The following is a 23,114-nucleotide window of genomic DNA, read 5'->3' on the forward strand; positions in this document are numbered from 1 at the left end:
GCGGGAAGGGGGCGCCGCCCCCGCTGCGGGGCGGCCCTTGCTCGGCTGCCCTGGCCTGGGGTGCGCCAGTTTCATAGGCTGTGGGCGGCGCGTAGGTAGCGCCGTGGAGACCTGAGATGGGTTTTTCGAGTTTTATCGTTCAGCTGCTCAACGGATTGGCGGGGGCTTCCTCGCTGTTCCTGGTGGGCGCCGGGCTCTCGCTGATCTTCGGTGTCACGCGCATCGTGAATTTCGCGCATGGCTCGTTCTTCATGGTGGGCATCTACGTCGCCTACTCGCTGGTGGCCAAGCTGGGCACGGGCCTGGGTTTCTGGCCCGCGCTGCTGCTGTCGGCCGTGGTGGTCGGCGCGCTCGGCGCCCTGGTCGAGGTGGTACTGCTGCGCCGCATCTACAAGGCGCCCGAACTGTTCCAGCTGCTGGCCACCTTCGCGCTCGTGCTGGTGATCAAGGATGCCGCGCTCTGGATCTGGGGCCCCGAGGAGCTGCTCGGCCCGCGCGCGCCGGGCCTGTCGGGCTCGGTGGACATCCTGGGGCGGCAATTCCCCTCGTACGACCTGTTCCTGATCGTGGTGGGGCCGGTGGTGCTGGGCCTTTTGTGGCTGCTGCTCACCCGCACCCGCTGGGGCACGCTGGTGCGCGCCGCCACGCAGGACCGCGAGATGGTCAGCGCGCTGGGCGTGAACCAGGCCTGGCTGTTCACGGCGGTGTTCGCGCTCGGCGCCCTGCTGGCGGGCCTGGGTGGCGCGCTGCAGCTGCCGCGCGAACCCGCCACGCTGGAGATGGACCTGAACACCATCGGCGCCGCGTTCGTGGTGGTGGTGGTGGGCGGCATGGGGTCCATCCCGGGCGCCTATGTGGCGGCCCTGCTGATCGCGGAGATCAAGGCCGTGTGCATCTGGCTGGGCGTGGTGGAGATCCTCGGCTACAGCGTCTCCTTCTCCAAGCTCACCCTGGTGGTGGAGTTCCTCGTGATGGCGGTGGTGCTGGTGGTGCGCCCCTGGGGACTGATGGGCCGTCCGCAGGGCGTGAGCCGCAACACGGGCCTGCCGGAGACACCGCTGCGCGCGCCCGACCGCTGGTTCAAGCTCGGCGGCGTGGCCCTGGTGGCCGTGCTGGTGCTGCTGCCGCTGCTCACGGCCGGCTCGCCGTACCTCACCGTGCTGTTCATCGACCTCTTGATCGCCGCGCTGTTCGCGGCCAGCCTGCACTTCATCATGGGCCCGGCGGGCATGCACTCGTTCGGCCATGCGGCCTACTTTGGCCTGGGTGCCTACGCGGCGGCGCTGCTGGTGCGCTCTGCGGGCATTCCCATGGAGCTGGCCCTGGTGCTGGCACCGCTCGCGGCCGCGGTGGGCGCGCTCATCTACGGCTGGTTCTGCGTGCGGCTGTCGGGTGTGTACCTGGCCATGCTCACGCTGGCCTTCGCGCAGATCACCTGGGCCATCTGCTACCAGTGGGACGGCTTCACCGGCGGCAGCAACGGCCTCACCGGCGTGTGGCCGGCGGCCTGGCTGTCGGACAAGCGCAACTACTACTACCTCACGCTGGCACTGGTCGTGGGGGGCGTGCTGCTGCTGCGCCGCATCCTGTTCTCGCCGTTCGGCTATGCGCTGCGCGCAGGTCGTGATTCGGTGCTGCGCGCCGATGCCATCGGCATCGACGTCAAGCGCATGCAGTGGACGGCCTTCGTGATCGCCGGGCTGTTCGCGGGCCTGGGCGGCGCGCTGTTCGCGTTTTCCAAGGGCAGCATCTCGCCCGAGACGCTGCACGTGGGCCGGTCGGTCGATGGCCTGGTGATGGTGCTGCTGGGCGGCATCCAGACACTGGCGGGCCCCGTGGTGGGCGCCGTCACGTTCACCTGGCTGCACGACACCGTGGCGCGCAACACCGATTACTGGCGCGCCATGCTGGGCGCCATCATCCTGATCCTGGTGCTGCTGTTCCCCCAGGGCATTGCGGGGGCTATGAAGCAGCTCTTCGACAACCGGCGCGAAGCCGATATCAACAAGCAGGAGGGCAAGGCATGAGCTTGCTCAAAGTCACGGGCCTGGGCAAGTCCTTTGGCGGCGTCAAGGCCGTCGATGGCATCCATTTCGAGCTGGCCGCCGGCGAACTGCTGGCACTCATCGGCCCCAACGGCGCCGGCAAGTCCACCACCTTCAACATGGTCAACGGCCAGCTGGCGGCGGACGCGGGCTCGATCCAGCTCCACGGCCAGGAGCTCGTGGGCCGCAAGCCGCGCGACATCTGGCGCATGGGCGTGGGCCGCACCTTCCAGATCGCAGAAACCTTCGCCTCCCTCACCGTGGTGGAGAACGTGCAGATGGCGCTGATCTCCCACGACAGCCGCCTTTTCGCGATGTGGCGCAAGGCGGCCGACCACAAGCGAGAAGAAGCCCTGGCGCTGCTGGACCAGGTGGGCATGAAGTCCCAGGCCGACCGCCCCTGCAGCGTGCTGGCCTATGGCGATGTGAAGCGCGTAGAGCTGGCCATCGCCATGGCCAACGCGCCCAAGCTGCTGCTCATGGACGAGCCCACGGCCGGCATGGCGCCCAAGGAGCGCAACGAACTCATGGCGCTCACCAAGCAGCTCGTGATCGACCGCGGCATGGCCGTGCTGTTCACCGAGCACAGCATGGACGTGGTGTTCGCGTACGCCGACCGCATGATCGTGCTGGCGCGCGGGCGGCTCATCGCCGAGGGCAAGCCCCTGGAGCTGCGCGACCACCCCAAGGTGCAGGAGGTGTACTTCGGCACCGGCAAGACCTTCGAGAAGAAAACGGCAGCCGCTGCTGCAGAGGCCGCATGAGCATGACGACCAACGAACCCAAAGAAGTGCTGCTGCAGGCCCAGGGGCTGCAGGCCTGGTACGGCGCCGCGCAGATCCTGTACGACGTGGATCTGGACGTCCGCCGGGGCGAGGTCGTGGCCCTGATGGGCCGCAACGGCGCGGGCAAGTCCACCACGCTCAAGACGCTGATGGGCATGCTCGCCAAGCGCAAGGGCCAGATCCGGTTCATGGGCCAGGACATCTCCAGGAGCGACCCGCACGATGCGGCGCGCCTGGGCCTGGGCTTCGTGCCCGAGGACCGCCGCGTGTTCACCGACCTCACGGTGATGGAAAACCTGGAGGTGGGGCGCCAGCCCGCCCGCAGCTGGCCCGATGGCACGGCAGCCCCGGTGTGGACACCCGAGCGTCTCTTCAAACTGTTCCCCAACCTGGGCGAAATGCCCCAGCGCCCGGGCGGGCGCATGAGCGGCGGCGAACAGCAGATGCTGACCGTGGCCCGCACGCTCATGGGCAACCCCTACCTGGTGCTGCTGGACGAACCCTCCGAAGGCGTGGCGCCCGTGATCGTGGAGCAGATGGCGCACATGATCCTGGAGCTCAAGGAACAGGGCGTGAGCATCCTGCTGTCCGAGCAGAACATGCACTTTGCCGAACTGGTGTCCGACCGCGCCTATGTGCTGGAGAAGGGGCAGATCCGCTACCAGGCCACGATGGCGGAGCTGGCGGCGAACGAAGAGGTTCGCCGCGCCTACCTCAGCGTATAGCGCCATGGCCGCTGCCCGCCCGCCCATGGCGCGGCCAGGGCCCGGGGTGGCGGCTATGACGGATTCACAACACCTCGCGGAAATGGTTGCACAGCCGCTTCGCTTGCAGGGAAACTTGCGCCTTTGATGTAAGGAGCGTTTCATGAAGTTTCGTGGGATGGAGGATGGGAGCATCGACCGCCGGGTGGTGCTGACGGCCCTGGCCGCCGCCGCTCTGGGAGCCGCTGGCCCGGCAGCGGCCGAGACCGGGGTGACGGACACCCGCATCAAGGTGGGGCAGTCGGCCGTTTTCACGGGGCCGGCCAAGGATTTCGGGGTGGACTACAAGGCCGGCATCGTGCTGGCGTTCGACAAGGCAAACAAGACCGGCGGGGTGCACGGGCGTGCGCTGGAACTCGTCTCGCACGACGACGCCTATGAGCCCAAGAAGACCGCCGAGAACACCACGCGCCTCATCGAGGAGGACAAGGTGTTCGCGCTGATCGGCTACGTGGCCACGGGCAACCTGATCGCGGCCATGCCCATCGCCGAGAAGGCGGGCGTGCCCATGTTCGCGCCGCTGGTGGGCACGACCTCGTTCCGCACCAACCACAACCGCCACCTGTTCCACGTGCGCGCCAGCTACGAGACCGAGCTGCGCAAGATCGTGGGCCACCTGGCCACCCTGGGCATCAACAACATTGCCGTCATCTACCAGAACAGCGCGTTCGGCAAGTCCAACCTCGAGACCTGCCTGCAGATCGCGCAGGGCCTGAAGGTGAAGGTGGTGGAATCCGTGCCCATGGAGATCGCCGCCACCGACGCCAAGCCCCAGGTTGCCACGCTCACCAAGGCCCAGCCCGGTGCCGTGGTGATGATCATGGCCGGCAAGATGGTGGAAGTGTTCCTGCGCGACTACCGTGCCAGCGGCAGCGCGGCGCCGCTGTACACCATCTCCGTCGGCATCACCGACGCGCCGGGATCTGCGCAGCGCCTGAACGGCGGCATCGAAGGGCTGGTGACCGCCAGCATCGTGCCGTCGCCCCAGTCCAGCCGCATGCCCATCGTGGCGGACTACCGCAAGGACCGCGCCGACGCCGGCGAGAAGATCGACAGCTACACCATGCTGGAAGGCTACATCGCCGCGCGCGTGTTCGTCGAAGGCCTCAAGCGCGCGGGCCGCAACCTCACGCGCGATGGCTTCATCAAGGCCATGGAGGACATGGGGACGACCAAGCTCGGCGACTTCCCGCTGCAATACGGCCCGGGCAACCACAATGGCTCCAACTTCGTGGACCTGGAGATGTACACGCGCTCGGGCACCTTGAAGCGCTGAAGGCCAGGAGTCCGTTCGCCCCATGCACGCCACCCCCAGCGCCACGGCCACCGTCAACGGCCAGCCCTGCGCACTGCCCGCCACCGGCGCGGACGGCGCCACGCTGCTGCACGTGCTGCGCAACGACCTGCAGCTCAACGGCCCCAAGTATGGCTGTGGCCTGGGGCAGTGCGGCGCGTGCACGGTGCTGGTGGACGGCGTGGCCGCGCGGGCCTGTGTGATCCCCGCGCGGGGCGCGGCGGGGCGCGACGTGACCACGCTGGAGGGGCTGCCGGCGCGCTGCGGCCAGGCCACGGGGTTGCACCCGGTGCAGCAGGCCTTCATCGACGAGCAGGCCGCGCAATGCGGCTATTGCCTGAGCGGCATGGTGATGATGGCCGTGGCCCTGCTGGAGCGCAACGCCGACCCCGACGAGGCCGCCATCCGCCGCGAACTGGCCAGCAACCTGTGCCGCTGCGGCACCCATGTGGAGATCATCCGCGCCGTGTTGCGCGCGGCCGTGCTGATGCGGGAGGCCAGGGCATGAGCACCACGCCCGCCGGCGCCTTGCCATTGCGCGCCCACGCACCCCTGACCCGCGCTGACTTCCATGCCGCGCAGGGTGTGCTGCTGGTGGTGCGCAACCCGCCGCCCGCGCCGCCGCCCGTCAAAGGCCAGCCCGCGCTGGTGGCGGGCAATCCGGCCGAGGGGGTCGAAATCCTGATTGCCGTGTGGGACGACGGCAGCGTGACCGCGCTCAACGGTCACGTCGACCTGGGCACGGGCATCCGCACGGCGCTGGCGCAGATCGTGGCCGAGGAACTCGATGTGCCGCTGGCCCGGGTGCACATGGTGCTGGGCGACACCGCGCGCGCGCCCAACCAGGGCGCGACCATCGCCAGCGCTTCGATCCAGATCCACGCCAGGCCGCTGCGCATCGCCGCGGCGCAGGCGCGCCACTGGCTGGTGGCGCGCGCCGCCGCGCGCCTGGGCGTGGCGGCCGACACCCTGCGGGTGCAGGCCGGGGTGGTGCAGGCGGCCGCCGAACCGGCGCGCCAGATGGCCTATGGCGAACTGCTCGCTGGCGCGCACACCACCCTGGAGCTCGCCGAGGCCACGCCCACCAAGCCCGCGGCCGACTACACCGTGGTCGGGCAGCCGGTGCCGCGCGTGGACATCCCCGCCAAGGTCAGCGGCGAGCTGGTCTTCGTGCACGACATGCGCGTGCCCGGCATGCTGCATGGGCGCGTGGTGCGCCCGCCCTATGCGGGCGCCGACCATGGCGACTTCATCGGCAACACGCTGGAATCGGTGGACCAGTCGTCCATCGCCCACATCCCGGGCATCCGCGCGGTGGTGGTGATCCGCGACTTCGTGGGCATCGTCGCCGAGCGCGAGGAGCAGGCCGAGCAAGCCCTGCGCGAGCTGAAGGTGCAGTGGAAGCACTGGCCCGGTTTCCCGCGCCAGGACAGCGCTGAAGCGGTGGAGCAGGCCATTCGCGCCAACCCCGCCACCCAGCGCCGCCTGGTGGACGAGGGCGATGTGGATGCCGCGCTGGCCGCTGCCGACCAGCCCATGCCGCGCACCTATGTGTGGCCCTACCAGCTGCACGGCTCCATCGGCCCCTCGTGCGCGGTGGCCGAGTGGCGCCAGGACGAAACCTCGGGCCGTGCCCGCATGGCCGTCTGGGCCGGCACGCAGAACCCCCATGTGCTGCGCGCCGACCTGGCCCGCTTGATGGGCCTGGCCGACGTGGACATCGACCTGGTGCGCATGGAAGCCGCCGGCTGCTATGGCCGCAACGGGGCCGACGACGTGGCGGCCGATGCTGCGCTGCTCTCGCGCGCCGTGGGGGCGCCCGTGCGCGTGCAGCTCACGCGCGAGCAGGAGCACCTGTGGGAGCCCAAGGGCACGGCCCAGCTCATGCAGGTGCGTGGCGGGCTCAACGCCGATGGCTCGGTGGCGGCCTACGACTTCGAGACCTCCTACCCCTCCAACGGCGCGCCCACGCTGGCCCTGCTGCTCACGCGCACCATCGAGCCCGTGGCCCAGGCCTACGAGATGGGCGACCGCACCGCGCGCCCGCCCTACGGCTACGACAACCTGCGCGTGGCCGTGAACGACATGGCGCCCATCGTGCGGGCCTCGTGGTTGCGCGGCGTCTCGGCGCTGCCCAACTCGTTCGCGCACGAGTCGTATGTGGACGAGCTGGCCACGGCGGCGGGCGTGGACCCGGTCGAATTCCGCCTGCAGCTGCTGAACGATCCGCGCGCGGCCGAGCTCGTGCAGGCCACGGCGGAAAAGGCGGGCTGGGTGCGCCGCACCGGCCCCTTGCAGCGTGGGCTGGACGGCGACTGGGTGCAGGGCCAGGGCTTTGCCTACGCGCGCTACATCCACAGCAAATGGCCGGGCTTTGGCGCCGCCTGGGCGGCCTGGGTGGCCGACGTGGACGTGAACAGGAAGACCGGCGAGATCCACGTGCGCCGCGTGGTCGTGGGGCACGATGCGGGCCTCATGGTCAACCCGGCCGGCGTGGAGCACCAGGTGCACGGCAACGTGGTGCAGACCACCAGCCGCGCGCTCAAGGAGCAGGTGCGCTTCGACCCCGTCACGCAGGCGGTGAACACGCGCGAATGGGGCAGCTACCCGATCCTGAGCTTCCGCGAGGTGCCGGTCATCGAGGTCATGCACATGCCCCGGCAGGACGAGGCGCCGCTGGGTGCGGGCGAGTCGTCCTCCGTGCCCGGCACGGCGGCCATCGCCAACGCGATCTTCGACGCCACGGGTGTGCGCTTTCGCGCGCCGCCCTTCACGCCCGAGGTGGTGCGCGCCGGGCTCAATCCGCTGCCGGGAAACGCCGGCGCGGGAGATGCGGGCACGGCAGGCACCGCCACCACGCAGCCTGCCGACGTGCTGCCCACCCTGGAGCTGCCAGCGCCTACCGTGCCCGCCACCGCCACGTGGCCGCGCCAGCGCAGCCCCTGGGCGCGTGCACTGGCCCTGGCCGCGGGTGGGCTGGCCATGGGCGCCGCGCTGCTGGGCTGGCGCCCGTCCATCGCGCCCGTGGTGCAGACGGCGGGCGGTGCGGCGGTGTACAACGCCGCCACCATCGAGCGCGGCCGCCTGCTGGCCGCCGCGGGCGACTGCGTGGTCTGCCACACCGCGCCCGGCGGCACGCCCAACACGGGCGGGCGCGGCATGGAAACGCCGTTCGGCACCGTCTACACCACCAACCTCACGCCCGACGCCGAGACCGGCATCGGCCGGTGGTCGTTCAGCGCCTTCCAGCGCGCCATGCGCGAGGGCATCTCGCGCGACGGCCGCCACCTGTACCCGGCGTTCCCGTACACCTCGTTCGCGAAGATGAGCGACGACGACCTCACGGCGGTCTACGCCTACCTCATGGCGCAGCCCGCCGTGCGCGCCGAGGTGCCCGCCACCCGACTTGCATTCCCCTTCAGCGTGCGCCCGCTCATGGCTGGATGGAACGCGCTGTTCCACGACGCCACGCCCTGGAAGCCCGACCCCGCGCGCCCGCCCGAGTGGAACCGGGGCGCCTACCTGGTACAGGGCGTGGGCCACTGCGGCGCCTGCCACACGCCGCGCAATGCGCTGGGCGCGGAGCAGGGCGGGGCGGCCTTCCTGTCGGGCGCGCTCATCGACGGGTGGGAGGCCCCCGCGCTCACCGGCTTGTCCAAGGCACCCGTGCCCTGGAGCGCCGAGTCGCTCTACGGCTACCTGCGCCACGGCCACAGCGCGCAGCACGGCAGCGCCTCCGGCCCCATGGCGCCCGTGGTGCGCGAGCTGGCGCACCTGCCCGACGGCGACATCCGCGCCATGGCCACCTACCTCGCCTCGTTCACGGCCGCCACGGAGCCTGCCGCCGACGCGGCGCGGGCCCGCGCCACGGCGGCCGTGGCCCAGGCCGCCGCGCTCGCGCCCCAGCCCGGCTCCGCCCAGCGCCTGTTCGACGGTGCCTGTGCGGCCTGCCACCACGACGGCGACGGCCCCAAGCTGCTGGGCGTGAACGTGCCCTTGGCGCTCAACAGCAACCTGCACAGCGACCGGCCCGACAACCTGCTGCAAGTCATCGTGCACGGCATCCGCGAGCCCGCCACGAGGGATATCGGCTTCATGCCCGGCTTCGGCCATGCGCTCAGCGACGCGCAGATCACCGAGCTGGCGGGCTACATGCGCCAGCGCTACGCACCGGGCCGCCCGGCTTGGCGCGATGTGCCCGAGGCGCTGGCCCGTGTGCGGGCGGGGCCAGCACATCCGTAGCCTGACGATCTCGCAGGCCCCCTCTGGGCGATCGTCAACACGGTTTTGAAGCCTTTTGGTGCTGAGGCGCTAGTGGAATATGCGCAAGCAGCTATCAAAAATAGAGCGACCGCAGGTGCAATGTTCGGCCCGACAATCGGGCTGCACCACCGCCCAGACACCATGACACCTGCCGCTCCCCTGCCATCGCACAGCGTCATACTCACCCCGCACCGGCGCGCGCAGCGCATAGGCGGGGCCGCAACGCTGGCCCTGTGTTGTCTGGCCCTCATGGCCTGCGGGCCGGATGTGCAGGGGTCGCCCAAGCCGCCCCCGGCGTTTGGCCCCGTGCAGAGCAGCTGGTTCGGCTGCCCGTCCCTGCAGGGGGTGTACGCCTGGCCGCCAGTGGAGTCCGGTGGCGTGCAGGGCAGCCTGCCGTTTTTCACCGGCTCGGCCGAGATGCAGGTCTGGGTGCAGCAGCAGCGCGGCGAAACCACCCTGCGCACGCGCACCGTCAACCGCGCGCGCAATGTGCGTACCTCGCTCACCCGGCAGTGGAGTCTGGTCACCTACGGCGGCGCGCAGGCCCGCTGCAGCTCCGGCATGCTCGACCTTGTCCCGCAGACCGTGCCGCCGGACAAGGAGCCTGGGGCCTCGGGCGTGCTGCAGGGTTTCAGGCTGGCGCTGCTCAAGGATGGCGGGCTGGCCGTGGGCAAGCGCACCGTCAGCACGGGCAACAAGGGCTCGTACTTCTCGTGGGGCGGGCAGTCCTACGGCAGCTACGACGCGCCCGATGTGGAGACCTGGACCTGGCTCAAGCTGGCCCGCACCGCTGCGGGGGACAGCGAGCCGCCGGTCATCGACGCCTACGTGCCCGGGGCCACCTCCCCTTAGGCTTTTTGATTGCAGAGCGGCGCGCGAAAAAGGCCGCGAACTTCCCCGTTTATCGCGCCACCGCCTGCGCTGCCGCCTCGGCACAGTGACATCGGGGCTTGGTCCATGGTGGGGCAGGCCCGGGCGCCCGCATTGTTGTGGCAGGCGCCCACGTCATCGGCCTGCCCAAGCAGCGGCCGTCCACTGTCGTTCAAGGAGAAGACCATGCCCGCTAGTGAACTGGAAATCCACGAGATCGTGCTGCGATTGCTGCGTGAAGGCTATGCCGCCCTGACCGCCGCCCAACGCAGGGTGGTAGACACGCTGATGGCGGTGTGCTGACGCGCCACGCGGCCATTCAAAGTCAATTTTGAATCTTTTAGGGCCCTAGCGCTGGCCCCGATTGCACTGGTTGCTACTAAAAATGTAGCAATTGCAATTCGGCTCGCATGGCCCGCGCAATGAGGCGCATGTCATGGTCGCTGACGGAGAGCAGCCCAAAGCGGAACTTGCTGCCCCAGCGCTGGCGGTCGTCCACAAATTCAAAATCGTCCAGCAGCGGCGCAATCGCCGCCTCACGTGCAGGCACATAGGCCACGTCCCGCCGCGACGGCACAAACCCGCCGCCCATGTCAAACGCATACGGCGCGCCCGGCTGCACGATGCCGATGGAGACAAACGCCTGCAGCCGGTCCTTGCCCCCCATGGTGACCGTGGGCGCGTAGTAGGCCACGCGGTCTCCCGGCTGGATGCGCCTGAGCGGCGCGGCCTTGCCATGGCACACCTGTATGTAGCCGGCGCCCGGCTCGGCGCAGCCCCGGCGGGCGTGCTGGGCACTGGCCACGGCGATCCAGTTGCGGCGCGCGGGGGCGTCAGAGGTTCCCGCCGATACGGGCATTCGCACAGGCTCGGCATCCGGCCAAAGGGTGTGTTGCAGCACGGCGTCGGTCATGAGAAAAGCTCCTGGTCAAAGAAGCCACCGATGGTGCGGGCGTGCTGCTGACACCACAGTGTCAGTACCCTTGCAGCATCTCCTGCTTGGCTACACGAGCCGTCAGACCAGCTGCACCCACTGCCACAGCGCGAACCCGCCCAGCAGCAGCGCCGATGCCTGGTTGATGCGCTGGCGCCAGGCTGGCGTGAAGCGCCGCCGCTGGTACGCGATCGCGCCGGTCAGCAGCAGCCACCACGCTGCCGACCCAGCCAGCACGCCCGCCACCATCCACAACGGTGACGGCATGGCCTGCCGGCCGCCGCCCAGCGACCCAAACACCGCGATGAACGACACGATGGTGGCCGGGTTGGCCAGCGTGAGCGCAAAGGTGCCCGCCGCCAGGCCCAGCAGGCCGCGCGCATCGCGCGCCGGGGCGGCGGTGTGGGCTACCGGCGCATGCCAGGTGCGCCAGGCCAGCACCAGCAGCAGCGCGCCGCCGCCCAGCGCGAGCGGTGTCTTGGCGCTGGCCAGCAGGTCGATCAGCCAGCGCACGCTGAAGGCGCCGATGGCGCCGTACACCGCGTCCGCGGCAGCGGCGCCCAGGCCGGTGGCCAGCCCGGCCGCCAGGCCCCGCTCCAGGGTGCGCTGCATCGTCAGCAGGCCGATGGGCCCCACGGGGGCCGCGATGAGGACGCCAATGAGGGCGGCTTGAAGAAAGAGGGTGAGTGGTGCGAAGTCCATGCACCGATGCTAGGGGGGTGCCTTGCGAAGGAGAATGCTGAAAATTAGGTATTTTTCAATTCTGGTTTCCTATTTTTCTGCATTTACTCAAAAAGGCGTTCCATGGAAGTCGATGACAAGGCCTGGCGGCTCATCACCGCGCTGCAGGCCGACGGGCGTGCATCCCTCAAGGACCTGGCGCACACGGTCGGGCTGTCGGTGCCCGCCACGCTGGAGCGCCTGCGGCGCCTGCAGGAGGCCGGGGTGGTGCGTGGCGTGCATGCCGACATTGACCCCGCCCAGGTCGGCTACGGCGTGCGGGCGGTGGTGGGCATCAACGTGCCGCAGCCCGGCAAGAAGGCGCTGATCGACAAGCTGCGCCAATCCGCGCGGGTGCTGGAATGCCACCATGTCAGCGGCAACGATTCGTATGTGCTCCAGGTGGTGGCGCGCGACCTGCCGGATCTGGAGCGTTTCCTGGGCGACATCAATGGCTATGGAGAAACACGCACTTCCATCGTGTTCTCCACGCCGATACCGCTGCGCGGCCTGGCCCGCCCCGAGGTGGGTTGTTGATCCAGTGGCGGGGCCCGGGGCGTCAGGCCATCAGAACGTCACCTTGACCGACGGCGCGCTGCGCTGCGCCTCGCCGTGGAACACCGCCTCGATGTTGTTGCCGTCCGGGTCCAGCACAAAGGCGGCGTAGTAGCCGGGGTGGTACGGCCGCTCGCCCGGGGCGCCATTGTCCGTGCCGCCATGGGCAAGGGCGGCCTGGTGGAATGCCTCCACCATGGCGCGGTCCCGGGCCTGGAAGGCCAGGTGGTGCCGGCCCGTGAGATGGCCCTGGGCGGCGGCGCTGTCGGCGGTGGAGACAAACAGCTCATCCGCCCAGAAGTACCCTTCGCCCGTGCCGCCCATCGGCACCTGGAGCGCCTTGAACACGGCGGTGTAGAAGGCCTGGCTGGCCGGCAGGTCGCGCACGACCAGCTGGATGTGGTCGATGAGGCGGCCCCTGTGCAGTTCCTGTGTTTCCATGCGGTTGTCCTTTCTTCAAGACAGTGCGTGAAGACCCACGCGGTTGCCATCCAGGTCATGGATGTGCGCGAAGAACCCCATGCCCGGCGGCAGTGCCTGGCGCGGCAGGGCCACGCGGCCGCCCTGGGCCACCGCGCGCTCCAGCGCGGCGTCGAGCGAGGGCGATGCATCGAGGTACACCAGTGTGCCACCGCCAGAAACCTGCGGCGCCGTGGGGCCCATCATCAGCGCGCCCCCCGCGCCATCGGCCGCGGGGTCGTAGGCAAACACGGCGCCTTCGCTCGGGCCCATGTTCTCGCGGCGCATGGGCTGGGCCAGCACGGCTTCGTAAAAGGCCTGGGCGCGGTCCAGCTGGGTGGTGGGGATCTCGAACCAGGCGACGGCGTTTTTCATGGGGGCTCCTTGTGTGTGAAAGAAAGAAGCCCTGATGGTGATCGGGGGCTGCTGACAGCGGCGTGTCAGCAGCCTGTCACGCGGCATCACATCGCCGGGGTGGGCGCCGACGCAGCCACCTGCGCACGAAACGCGCGGGGTGACAGGCCCGCATCGCGCGTGAAGGCACGCGTGAAGTACGCCGGGTCGGCATAGCCCAACGTGTAGGCGATGGTGGCCACGCCCAGATGGGTGTAGGCCAGGTTGCGCCGCGCCTCGCGCATCAGGCGCGCCTCAATGAGGCGCTGGGCCGACACCCCGGTGGTGGCGCGGGCCACCCGGCTCAGGTGCGTGGGCGATACGGCCAGCGCGCGCGCATAGTCCGCCACCTGCCAGTGCTCCAGAAAATGCGCCTCGATCAGCGCCTCCAGCCGCTGCACCAGGCTGGACTCTGGCGCCGCGGTGTCGCCCGGGCTGTGCTCTTCCATGGCGCGGGCCACCCAGCCCAGCAGCGTGGCGCTCAGGCCCCGCAGCACCAGCGCACGCGCCTTGGCGCGGCCCGAGAACTCCTGCCAGATCTGGCCCATGGCCTGGTGCAGCTCAGGCGGCGCAGGCGCCACGGCGGGCCGCGCCAGGTCGCGCCGCACATCGCCCACGCGCACAAAAATCTCGTCCATCAGTTCATCGGCCAGCGTGGCCACCCAGCCCTGCGTGTGCTGCGTGAAGCGAAACGCATGCACGTGCCCCTGCGGCACGTTGATGAGCGCACCCGCAAACAGCGCAATCCGCTCGCCATCCAGGTGCGCCACGCCCCCGCCCGAGGTGATCAGCAGCACCTGGTGCAGCCGCGTGTGCCGGTGCGGCGCCAGTTCCCAGTCGTGCAGCACCGAGCGCTCGGCAATCGTCTCGCAGTGCAGCACATCGGGCAGGTGCTGCGACTCGCCGAACAGGCTGTACGAGCGAATGCCATTGATGTTCGAAAAGTGCATGTTCTGGCTCCATCCGTCCATTCAACGCGGCGACTGTGCCACGTATCTTTGGGTGGTCCGTTTGACCCATGTCATGAACGCACCAACCACTACAGGAGACACCATGAAAACCCAGGTCTGCATCATCGGCGGAGGCCCCTCGGGCCTCATGCTCTCCCAGCTCTTGCACCTCAAGGGCATAGCCACCATCGTGCTGGAGCGCCAAAGCCGCGAATACGTGCTGGGCCGCATCCGCGCCGGCGTGCTGGAGCATGGCTTCGCCGCTCTCATGCGCGAGGCCCAATGCGGCGAACGCATGGACCGCGAAGGCGAGATCCACGACGGCTTCATCATCGCCCACGACGGCCAAATGGACCGGGTCGATCTGCACAAGTACAGCGGCGGCAGCTCCGTGGTCGTCTACGGCCAGACCGAGCTGACGCGCGACCTGTACGAAGCGCGCGACCGCATGAAGGGCGTCGTCATCCACAACGCCGAAGACGTGCAGCCCCACGACCTCAAAAGCGCCAACCCGTACGTGACCTACCGCAACGGCGACGAGGTGGTGCGCATCGACTGCGACTTCGTCATCGGCGCCGACGGCTTCCACGGCGTGAGCCGCAAGTCCATCCCGCGCGACGTGCTCAAGGAGTATGAAAAGGTCTACCCCTTCGGCTGGCTGGGCGTGCTCTCGCGCACCCAACCCGTCTCGCCCGAGCTGATCTACGCCAAGCACGAACGCGGCTTCGCGCTGTGCTCGCTGCGCTCGCAGGTGCTGAGCCGCTATTACATCCAGGTGCCGCTCACCGACACCGTGGAAGACTGGTCCGACGAAGCCTTCTGGGACGAGCTCAAACGCCGCCTGCCCGCCGAGGTGGCCGCCAAGCTCATCACCGGCCCCTCCATCGAGAAGTCCATCGCCCCCCTGCGCTCCTTCGTGGCCGAGCCCATGCGCTACGGCAACCTGTTCCTGGCGGGCGACGCCGCCCACATCGTGCCGCCCACCGGCGCGCGGGGCCTGAACAGCGCCGCGTCGGACATCTACTACCTGTACCACGCCATGGTGGCGCACTACAAGGATGGCGACAGCACCAGCCTCGACAAATACTCCGAAAAGGCCCTGGCCCGCGTGTGGAAGGCCCAGCGCTTCTCGTGGTGGATGACGACCATGCTGCACACCTTCCCCGAGTCGCTGGCCTACGACCAGAAGCTGCAGGACACGGACCTGGCGTATCTGTTCTCATCGGAAAAGGCGCTGGGGTCGCTGGCGGAGAACTATGTGGGGTTGCCGTTCTGAGCATCCGGCATTCGCACTGTCACCCCAATCAAAGGCTTGCATGGGGTTCCCTCATCCAGGCCTTTTTTTGTGTGCCCGCATCGGCGTTGATTGCAACCGGCGATCCGTCGGCTCACTCTCGGCGCGCACCACGGCCCGCGCATCGCGGCCACACACAGTCCCAATGACAAAGCCGCTTTCCAGGCAGTTGCCCTGCACGGCGATCTTCATCTGCTACGCAAAATTTAGGCAGAACTGATGCTTACGCCCGCACAGCAGGCTCGATAGCATCGCACCAAGTTTTCAGATCATTTGCCCAGTGCTGTCGATGTGAGATTCGACGATGGCTTGAACACGATGAAGCTGCTGACGCAGCGTTTTAAGTCAGTGCACTTCACGGTAGTGACTGCCAATCAACAGCCAGGAAAATCTCAAAGATGGATTGGGTCCCGATAGTCTTCATTGTGTTCAAGGTGGCCGTGTTCGGCACCGGCATGTTCTTCGCCATCAAGTGGCATTACGACCAAGGGAAGAAGGCGAAGAACGAAGCCAGCAGATCGCCAGTGCCGACTGAACGCACACCGGGCGCGTCGGAGCAATAGCTAATTGCTGTCGATGGTCATAGCTGCGTCAACCCAACTCCGTGCGCCTACTCCACCCTGGATCCAGCCCTGCCAATGTCGTTGCTTGGCGTGACTTCGGCACGGTCAACCGGCTGGCAATCGAGGTTGCGAATTGAGCCAGTGCGAAAGTACGGTAACAGACGGGCGACCGCTTCAGGCCGGTTGCGGACGTACGCTCCACTTTCGTGAATGAGTACTATCGGCCACAAGCGGACATTGGAGTCACAAATGCCACTCGAATGGAAACACTCCACCGAGGGAGTTGATTGGGAAGAGCTTTCTGCCCTCTATCGGGCCGCCCCACTGGGCGAGAAGCCGCCGCTTCATCTGCAGAAAGTCTTCTCCAACAGCATGTTCACGTGTTTCGTCTATGAGAATGCGAAGCTCGTGGCGGTGGGGCGCGCGCTCGCTGATGGTGGAGATTGCTCGTACATATGCGACGTTGCGGTATTGCCCAGCCATCAAGGCACAGGCCTCGGCAAACAGGTTGTCAGTGACTTGGTGGAAATGTCATCCGGTCACAAGAAAATCATCTTGTATGCGGTCCCTGGCAAAGAGCCTTTCTACAGGAAATTCGGCTTCATGCGAATGAAGACGGCTATGGCCATCTTTAAGAATCAGCAGCAGCAGGTGGAGGGGGGCTACCTTAGTGAAACCTAATCCTTCAATCAGGATGATGTACACCGGCATGCCTGTTCACGGACGTCTGCTTCCGGGGAGGGGAAAGGTCTGCAATGGGCCCAAAGCCGACCTCAGGATGACCCCTGCGAATAGCGCAACTCGTCGCCGACGAACACCTTGGCTTGGTGGAACGGTAAGACATGATGGCCGCAATGCTCGGTGAAAACGGCGATGGCTTTCTTAGCCTCATTTACGACGACGAGTGCGGACCTGAACTCGACTACTGACTCATCCATCAGCTCTACCCGCACAGTGTCGTGAGGGAAGTTGATCGATTCTGGGCTGCGTCGGAGGTCTTCGGGCTCGCGCCCAATCTGGGCAGCAAACTCGTCGGCCCACTCCAGCACCACGGCGTCAGCAAGGCGGGGGACAGGGAATTTGTGCATGAGGGGATGTCCGCTTCTGGCCGATAGTACCCATTCGTGACCGAGATGCGAACGGCAGCAACCGCTGTAAAGCTGCCAATGAATCTGCGCAAATCGCTTCTCACTAGTGTGTAGCCCGGGCCCAAAAGTCTGGAACTTCCGGGGCTGCACGCAGCAGCGCTTCTAGTCACCCCTTCGCCCGATGAAAAAGCCCGGCACAAGCCGGGCATCGCACTTTCAATCCCCCATCACCTGCAGCTAAAACTGCCCGCACTCTCCACATCCCCCGTCCCGTTGTAGCGCGCCACCTTGGGGTACACACACAGCGGCCGCGTGCGGTTGGCGGACCAACTAGCAGGCAGCTCGGCATTCACCACATTGGCTCCCGTGCCGCGTGCCTTGGCCGTCACGCTGTCGGGTGCCTTGCCTTGTTCCACCCAGGCCACCAGCGGGGCCAGCATGTCGAACTGGTCGGTGGCGGGGCCGCCGGAGCAGTGGTTCATGCCGGGCACCAGGAACAGGCGGGCAAAGGCGTCGGCCTTGCCGCTGTGGTTGGCCTGCAGGCGGTCCATCCAGTGGGCGGTGTCCATGGGCGAGAACACGCCGTCGGCCACGCCGTGGAAGACGATCATCTTGGCGCCCCGGTTCTTCAGGGCGCTCAGGTCGGCTTCGTTGGGCGGGGTCATGTACGACCAGGGGGACTCGGCGTATTGCGCGGTGGTGGCGAACATCTTGGGGTAGTCCGTCTCCATGCTGAAGTTCAGCGCGTACTGCATGCCGGGGATGGCGGTGAACGCGGCCACGGTGGACGGGGGCGAGGTGAAGATGAAGGCCACCGCACCAGCGTCGCGCGTGGCGGGCGAGCCGAAGTGCCAGGACGCGAAGTTGGCGCCCGCGATGCCGGGGTCGAACCAGGTGCCCGTGTACAGCGCCTCGCCCTTGCTGTTCCTGGGGCCCGCAAAGATGCTGGCCAGCACGCTCTTTTGTTCGCTGGTGATGCACGAACCGTCGCGCGCGCCGGTGCAGGTGGGCACGTCGGTCTGCAGGTTGAAGGCGGCCTGGCAGGCTGCCACGTCGTTGACCTGGCCGTCAGCCACGCCGTCCAGCGCGTCGCACTTGGCGACGATCTTGCTGCCGATGAGCTTGAACTCGGCGGGGCTCACGGCCGTGTTCAGGTCGGGCAGGCCGGTGGTGGCGTCCTTGGTGGATACCTTGGCGTACTGCTGGGCCTTCCACAGCTGGGTGGTGGCGGCCTTGGGAAGGTGAAAGCCGGGGTTGCCCGCCAGGATGCCGTCGTACTGGTCGGCATAGCGCGATGCGCCCACCATGGCGTGGCGGCCGCCGTTGGAGCAGCCGGCCAGGTACGAGCGGTCGGGCGCCTTGCCGTAGGCAATCTTGATGAGGTTCTTGGCCATGGGGGTGAGGGTGCCCACGGCCTGGTAGCCGTAGTCCAGCCGGGCCTGCGGGTCCACGCCGAAGAAGGGGGTGGGCGCGCCATGGCCTGCGTCGGAGCTGAGCACCGCAAAGCCCTGCACCAGGCCGGGGGCCACCGGCGCGGCGCCGCTCACCGAGCCCAGCGCGGTGACCACGCTGCCGTCCAGTCCGCCGTTGGCCTGGTGCAGAAAGCGGCCGTTCCACGCCACGGGCAGGCGCATCTCGAAACCGATGGCGTAGCTGGCGCCATCCACGGGGCCGGTGCGCTCCTTCATCTTGCCCTTGACGAGGCAGTGCGCGGGCGCCTGGGTGGTCACGCCCTGCAGGGCCAGGGGCCCCTCGGGCACCTGCTCGGCGGAGGTGATGCGCGTGCCGGGCAGGGCCAGACTGGTGGCGAGCGTGGCGCACGACTGCAGGGGGGCCGGTGTGGCGGCGGAGAGCTGGGGCAGGGCGGCATCGGACGAGCCGCCGCAGCCCATGAGCAGGGCCGTCGTCAGGGCCGACAAAGCGATGGGATGGGCGCGCATTCTGGTCCTTCTTTTTTTCAAGCTCATGGTGTTGTCTCCTGTTTTTCTGAGGCGCAAGGAAACCCGCAGCGTGGCCTCAACACGCTGTGGGCGGGAGATCGGCGGAAGGCGGATTGCTACTGAATCAGGAGCTGCTGGCGCATATGGGTTGAGCGCCTGTGGCCTCCTGGGGCCTGGATTCCAAGGCGTGCGCGATGCGCTGGCGCAGGATGCCGGTGCGCAGGTCGAATTCGGGCAGCACCCACAGGGCGAAGGCCTGGGCGGGGGCGGTCCAGCGGTCCGTGGCGCTGGTGGGTTCGCTCCCGCGTTCGCGGGGGCTGGCGGCGCCGATCTGGCCCCAGGCCCATTCCAGCAGCACCAGCGTCACGGCGCGCAGGTAGTCGTCGGCCACCCAGTAGGGCAGCTCGGGGTCGGACTGGGCGGCCGCCGCCAGGGCCTGCGTGATCTCGACCAGCGCATGGCGGCGCGCGCTGGCGGCAGTGCTGGGGGCCGCGCCGGGCAGGCTGCCCAGCAGGGCGCCCAGGCCCTGGCCGCCATCGGCCAGCACCTTGCGCACCAGCAGGTCGATGGCCTGGATCTCGTTGGTGCCCTCGTAGATCATGGCCACGCGCGCGTCGCGCACGATCTGCTCGATGCCCCATTCACGCACATAGCCGTGGCCGCCAAACACCTGCAGGCAGGCGCTGGCGCCGTGAAAGCCCTGGTCGGTGAGCGCGGCCTTGAGCACGGGCGTGACCAGCGCGCACCAGCGCTGGGCGGCGGCGCGCGCGGCAGCGTCGGTGCTGTGCTTGGCCACGTCGAGCTGCAGGGCCGTGTGGTAGGCCAGCACGCGGCCGCCGTCGATCCAGGCGCGCTGCGTGTGCAGGATGCGGCGGATGGCGGGGTGGTCCTGGATGAGGCTGGTGTCCCTGGCGCCGGGCGCGCGCATCTGGCGGCGCTCGGCCGCGTAGGCGCTGGCCTTTTGCCATGCGGCTTCCAGGAGGCCGATGCCCTGCAGGCCCACGTGCAGGCGCGCCGCGTTCATCATCACGAACATGGCGTTGAGGCCCTTGTTCGGCTCGCCCACCAGCCAGCCGGTGGCGTCGTCAAAGCGCATCACGCAGGTGGGGCTGCCGTGCAGGCCCATCTTTTCTTCGATGCGCTCGCACACCACGGCGTTGCGGCTTCCATCTTGAAGAATCTTGGGCACCAGGAACAGCGACAGGCCCTTGGGCCCCGCAGGCGCATCGGGCAGGCGCGCCAGCACCAGGTGCACGATGTTGTCGGTCAGGTCGTGCTCGCCGCCGGAGATAAAGATCTTGCTGCCGTTCACCCGCGCGCTGCCATCGGGCTGCGGCACCCCACGTGTGCGCACCAGGCCCAGGTCGCTGCCCGCGTGGGCTTCGGTCAGGCACATGGTGGCCAGCCATTCGCCGGTGGCGACTTTCTCCAGGTATTGCGCCTTGAGTTCGTCGCTGGCGTGGTGTTTGATGCATTCGTACGCGCCGTGCAGCAGGCCGGGGGCCATGGTCCAGCCGTGGTTGGCGCCGGCCAGCCATTCGAACAGCACACATTCGAGCACCGCAGGCAGGCCCTGGCCGCCGTCCTCGGGCGCGCATGACAGCGACGGCCAGCCCGCCTGCCAGAAGGCCTGGTAGGCGTCGCGGAAGCCTGCGGGCGTGCGCACCTGGCCTGCGTCGAAGCGGCAGCCTTCTTCGTCGCCGCCGCGCTGCAGCGGGGCGATGGCGCTGTCCACAAACTTGGCGGCTTCGTCGAGCACCTGCGCGGCCAGCTCGCCATCGGTGTCCGCAAACGGGGGCAGCGCCTGCCAGCGGCTGGGCGCCTGCAGCACATGGGTCAGCAGATGCTGGATGTCGGCAAGGGCTTGGCGTGCTTGCATGGTTTGCTCTTGTTCTGATAGCTATTGGCGCTTGATGGACGCGCGGTAGCGGCTGTTTTTGCTTGAAATCCTGGTCGGCCAGCGGCAGCCCGTTCACACTGATCCGGTCGAACGGACTGCGCGGGTGGCATGCCCAGGCTTCGACAGGCTCAGCCTGAACGGGTGGGAATGGCTGCGCGCCCTCGCGCCGCGTTGCGCACTGCCCGTGATACCGGCGCGGCCCCGGCCAGCGCCACCGTGGAGCTGGCTTCGCCAGGCCACGGGTGGCGTCCCCCTCAGGGGGAAGCGGCGAAGCCGCTCAGGGGGAGCTCAGGAATCCGCGGTGAAGCCGATCTTCTTGATCAGCGGGCCCCAGGTGTCGTACTCGGCCTTCTGCCAGCGCGCCTGCTCCTCGGGCGTGGAGCCGTGGGGCATCAGGCCCACGATGGCCAGGCTGTCGATGACCGACTTTTCCTTCAGCGCCGCGTTGATGGCGGCGTTGGCGGCGGCGATCACCGGCTTGGGCGTGGCGGCGGGGGCGTAGAAGCCAAACCATTCCTCGGTCGTCAGCTCGGGGAAGCCCTGCTCGGCAAACGTGGGCACATCAGGAACGTACTGCGAGCGCTTGGGGCCCGAGGTGGCCAGGATGCGCAGCTTGCCCGCCTTGTAGTTGGCGATGAAGTCGCCGTGCGGCGTGACCATGGCCGCCACCTGGCCGCCCACCACGTCCGTCACGCCGGGGATGGAGCCACGGTAGGGCACGTGGCGCAGGTCCACGCCGCTGTTGATGCCCAGCAGCGCGCCCAGGAAGTGGGGCGTGGAGCCCGCGCCGGGCGAGCCGTAGCTCGCGTCCTTGGGGTTGGCCTTGGCCCAGGCCAGGAAGTCCTTCACTGTCTTGACGCTGGCGGGCACCATGGGGCCCACGGCCAGGCCGTGGTGCATGATGGCCGCGATCGACACGGGCGCGAAGTCCTTGTCGGTGTAGTTCATCTTGCTGTAGATGTGCGGGTAGTTGGCCAGGGCCGACACCTGCGCCACCGCCAGTACCGAGCCGTCAGCGGGGGCTGCCTTCAGGGTCTCCAGCGCAATGCGCCCGCCCGCGCCGGGCTTGTTTTCCACCACGCCGGCGTTCTTGCTGAACGCCGAGCCACCCCATTTTTCGGCCACGCGCCGCGCCACGGTGTCGCCCGAGCTGCCGGCCGGAAAGCCGAAATACACCTTGACCTGATCCACCTGCGCATGGGCGGCGAAGGGGTGCAGGGCGCCCAATGCGGCGCTGGCGCCAAGGGCCTGAACGAATTGACGGCGTGTGGTGGTCATGGTTTGTCTCCTGGTGTGTATCTGACGGACATCTCAAAAATCAACTGGGGTGTTCGCACACCCTCTCGTTATCAGCTGTGCGGTGCCTCCCGGGGCGCAAGAAACTGGCGCTGCCCAAGCCAGCGCCACCGTGGAACTGGCTTTGCCAGGCCACCGGTGGCGTCCCCCTCCCGCAGGAGAGGGGGAAGGCGCGAAGCGACTCAGGGGGTGCATTACCGTGGCGCCATGCGCAGGGCACCATCGAGGCGGATCACCTCGCCGTTCAGGTGCCCGTTGGTCACGATGTGGCACGCCAGCTCGGCAAATTCCTCGGGCTTGCCCAGGCGTGGGGGGAAGGGGATGCTCGCGGCCAGCGATTGCTGCACGGCCTCGGGCAACTCCTTCATCAGCGGCGTGGCGAACAGGCCGGGCGCCACGGTGCACACCCGGATGCCGTGCTGCGCCAGGTCGCGCGCCATGGGCAGCGTCATGCCCACCAGGCCGCCCTTGGAGGCGCTGTAAGCCTGCTGGCCCACCTGGCCGTCGAACGCGGCGGCCGAGGCGGTGAACATCATCACGCCGCGCTCGCCATTGGGCAGGGCGTCGAGTTTGGCGCAAGCGGCGGCGAACAGGCGGCTCACGTTGTAGCTGCCGATCAGGTTGATGGTGACCACGCGCGTGAAGTCCTCCAGCGGCGCGGCGCTTCCGTCGCGCTGCACGATGCGCTTGGCGCTGCCGATGCCAGCCACGTTCATCAGGATGCGCGCCGGGCCGTGGGCCGCAGCGGCCTTCTCCAGCGCGGCGGTGACGCTGGCGGGGTCGGTGATGTCGCAGGCGCACGCCACGGCGCAGCCGTTGCCAAATTCCTTGCCAATGTCGGCCGCAACCTTCTCTGCCAGCTCGGCGTTGCGGTCGAGCACGGCGACCTTGGCGCCCAGGCGGGCGAGTTCGCGGGCGGTGGCTTCACCGAGGCCCGATGCGCCGCCGGTCACGATGGCGGCTTGTCCTTGGATGTCCATGCTGTGTGTCCTTGAGAAAAA

At 68.3% G+C, this 23,114-nt stretch carries 21 protein-coding genes; 11 read left to right on the forward strand and 10 right to left on the reverse strand.

Features of this window, described 5'->3' with window-relative positions; translation table 11 throughout:
* The first annotated feature begins 116 nt into the window (after positions 1–116).
* The 7 genes from ACAM51_RS15040 to ACAM51_RS15070 all read left to right on the forward strand — a co-directional run bounded on the left by ACAM51_RS15040 (position 117) and on the right by ACAM51_RS15070 (position 10,003).
* Positions 117–2,027, forward strand: a complete 1,911-nt coding sequence (locus ACAM51_RS15040; RefSeq protein WP_369641084.1) for an ABC transporter permease — start codon at positions 117–119, stop codon at positions 2,025–2,027.
* Positions 2,024–2,809 (forward strand): ABC transporter ATP-binding protein, encoded by a 786-nt coding sequence (locus ACAM51_RS15045; protein ID WP_218296587.1) that lies wholly within the window; start codon positions 2,024–2,026, stop codon positions 2,807–2,809. The genes ACAM51_RS15040 and ACAM51_RS15045 overlap by 4 nt, the downstream gene beginning before the upstream one ends.
* Before the next feature lie 2 nt (positions 2,810–2,811).
* The gene (locus ACAM51_RS15050) at positions 2,812–3,555 is read left to right on the forward strand and encodes an ABC transporter ATP-binding protein (RefSeq protein ID WP_369643826.1); all 744 of its coding nucleotides are present in this window, start codon (positions 2,812–2,814) and stop codon (positions 3,553–3,555) included.
* 142 nt (positions 3,556–3,697) lie between these two features.
* A complete protein-coding gene (locus ACAM51_RS15055; protein ID WP_218339176.1) occupies positions 3,698–4,870 on the forward strand; it encodes an ABC transporter substrate-binding protein in 1,173 nt (390 codons plus the stop codon).
* 22 nt (positions 4,871–4,892) lie between these two features.
* Positions 4,893–5,396 carry a (2Fe-2S)-binding protein gene (locus ACAM51_RS15060; protein ID WP_218339175.1) on the forward strand — a complete coding sequence of 168 codons (504 nt, stop codon included), beginning with the start codon at positions 4,893–4,895 and terminating at the stop codon, positions 5,394–5,396.
* Positions 5,393–9,130, forward strand: coding sequence for a molybdopterin cofactor-binding domain-containing protein (locus tag ACAM51_RS15065; RefSeq protein WP_369641085.1), 3,738 nt, complete (start codon positions 5,393–5,395; stop codon positions 9,128–9,130). The genes ACAM51_RS15060 and ACAM51_RS15065 overlap by 4 nt, the downstream gene beginning before the upstream one ends.
* A 162-nt stretch (positions 9,131–9,292) precedes the next feature.
* Complete coding sequence (locus ACAM51_RS15070; RefSeq protein WP_369641086.1) at positions 9,293–10,003, forward strand: hypothetical protein; 711 nt, start codon at positions 9,293–9,295, stop codon at positions 10,001–10,003.
* Between the two features lie 397 nt (positions 10,004–10,400).
* Here ACAM51_RS15070 and ACAM51_RS15075 read toward each other — a convergent pair whose 3' ends face one another.
* The gene (locus ACAM51_RS15075) at positions 10,401–10,934 is read right to left on the reverse strand and encodes an EVE domain-containing protein (RefSeq protein ID WP_369641087.1); all 534 of its coding nucleotides are present in this window, start codon (positions 10,932–10,934) and stop codon (positions 10,401–10,403) included.
* 102 nt (positions 10,935–11,036) lie between these two features.
* Entirely contained in the window at positions 11,037–11,657 is a 621-nt protein-coding gene (locus ACAM51_RS15080; protein WP_218296594.1) for a LysE family translocator, read from the reverse strand.
* A 102-nt stretch (positions 11,658–11,759) separates the two neighbouring features.
* Here ACAM51_RS15080 and ACAM51_RS15085 point away from each other — a divergent pair, with 102 nt between their 5' ends.
* Complete coding sequence (locus ACAM51_RS15085; protein WP_218296595.1) at positions 11,760–12,212, forward strand: Lrp/AsnC family transcriptional regulator; 453 nt, start codon at positions 11,760–11,762, stop codon at positions 12,210–12,212.
* A 30-nt stretch (positions 12,213–12,242) separates the two neighbouring features.
* On the opposite strand, the gene ACAM51_RS15090 is transcribed toward ACAM51_RS15085, so the two are convergent.
* From ACAM51_RS15090 to ACAM51_RS15100, 3 genes are all read right to left on the reverse strand, one after another.
* Positions 12,243–12,671, reverse strand: a complete 429-nt coding sequence (locus ACAM51_RS15090) for a VOC family protein (protein WP_218296596.1) — start codon at positions 12,669–12,671, stop codon at positions 12,243–12,245.
* A gap of 15 nt (positions 12,672–12,686) precedes the next feature.
* Positions 12,687–13,064: a VOC family protein gene (locus tag ACAM51_RS15095; RefSeq protein WP_369641088.1), complete on the reverse strand. Its 378-nt coding sequence runs from the start codon at positions 13,062–13,064 to the stop codon at positions 12,687–12,689.
* 86 nt (positions 13,065–13,150) lie between these two features.
* Positions 13,151–14,032, reverse strand: coding sequence for a helix-turn-helix domain-containing protein (locus ACAM51_RS15100; protein ID WP_369641089.1), 882 nt, complete (start codon positions 14,030–14,032; stop codon positions 13,151–13,153).
* Between the two features lie 103 nt (positions 14,033–14,135).
* Here ACAM51_RS15100 and pobA point away from each other — a divergent pair, with 103 nt between their 5' ends.
* From pobA to ACAM51_RS15115, 3 genes are all read left to right on the forward strand, one after another.
* Entirely contained in the window at positions 14,136–15,308 is a 1,173-nt protein-coding gene (pobA, locus tag ACAM51_RS15105) for a 4-hydroxybenzoate 3-monooxygenase (protein ID WP_369641090.1), read from the forward strand.
* A 416-nt stretch (positions 15,309–15,724) separates the two neighbouring features.
* Positions 15,725–15,889, forward strand: coding sequence for a hypothetical protein (locus ACAM51_RS15110; protein ID WP_369641091.1), 165 nt, complete (start codon positions 15,725–15,727; stop codon positions 15,887–15,889).
* 249 nt (positions 15,890–16,138) lie between these two features.
* Positions 16,139–16,570, forward strand: a complete 432-nt coding sequence (locus ACAM51_RS15115) for a GNAT family N-acetyltransferase (RefSeq protein WP_369641092.1) — start codon at positions 16,139–16,141, stop codon at positions 16,568–16,570.
* Between the two features lie 92 nt (positions 16,571–16,662).
* Here the strand turns inward: ACAM51_RS15115 and ACAM51_RS15120 are convergent, their stop codons facing one another.
* The 5 genes from ACAM51_RS15120 to ACAM51_RS15140 form a co-directional block, all read right to left on the reverse strand.
* On the reverse strand, positions 16,663–16,977 hold the full coding sequence (locus tag ACAM51_RS15120) for a hypothetical protein (protein ID WP_369641093.1): 315 nt from the start codon (positions 16,975–16,977) through the stop codon (positions 16,663–16,665).
* 227 nt (positions 16,978–17,204) lie between these two features.
* Positions 17,205–18,917 carry a tannase/feruloyl esterase family alpha/beta hydrolase gene (locus ACAM51_RS15125; RefSeq protein ID WP_369641094.1) on the reverse strand — a complete coding sequence of 571 codons (1,713 nt, stop codon included), beginning with the start codon at positions 18,915–18,917 and terminating at the stop codon, positions 17,205–17,207.
* A 124-nt stretch (positions 18,918–19,041) separates the two neighbouring features.
* The gene (locus ACAM51_RS15130; protein WP_369641095.1) at positions 19,042–20,796 is read right to left on the reverse strand and encodes an acyl-CoA dehydrogenase family protein; all 1,755 of its coding nucleotides are present in this window, start codon (positions 20,794–20,796) and stop codon (positions 19,042–19,044) included.
* 309 nt (positions 20,797–21,105) lie between these two features.
* Positions 21,106–22,095, reverse strand: coding sequence for a Bug family tripartite tricarboxylate transporter substrate binding protein (locus ACAM51_RS15135; protein WP_369641096.1), 990 nt, complete (start codon positions 22,093–22,095; stop codon positions 21,106–21,108).
* Between the two features lie 212 nt (positions 22,096–22,307).
* Positions 22,308–23,093, reverse strand: coding sequence for an SDR family NAD(P)-dependent oxidoreductase (locus tag ACAM51_RS15140; RefSeq protein WP_369641097.1), 786 nt, complete (start codon positions 23,091–23,093; stop codon positions 22,308–22,310).
* Positions 23,094–23,114 lie beyond the last annotated feature (21 nt).

This window comes from Acidovorax sp. A79, assembly GCF_041154505.1.
Lineage (GTDB): Bacteria > Pseudomonadota > Gammaproteobacteria > Burkholderiales > Burkholderiaceae_C > Acidovorax.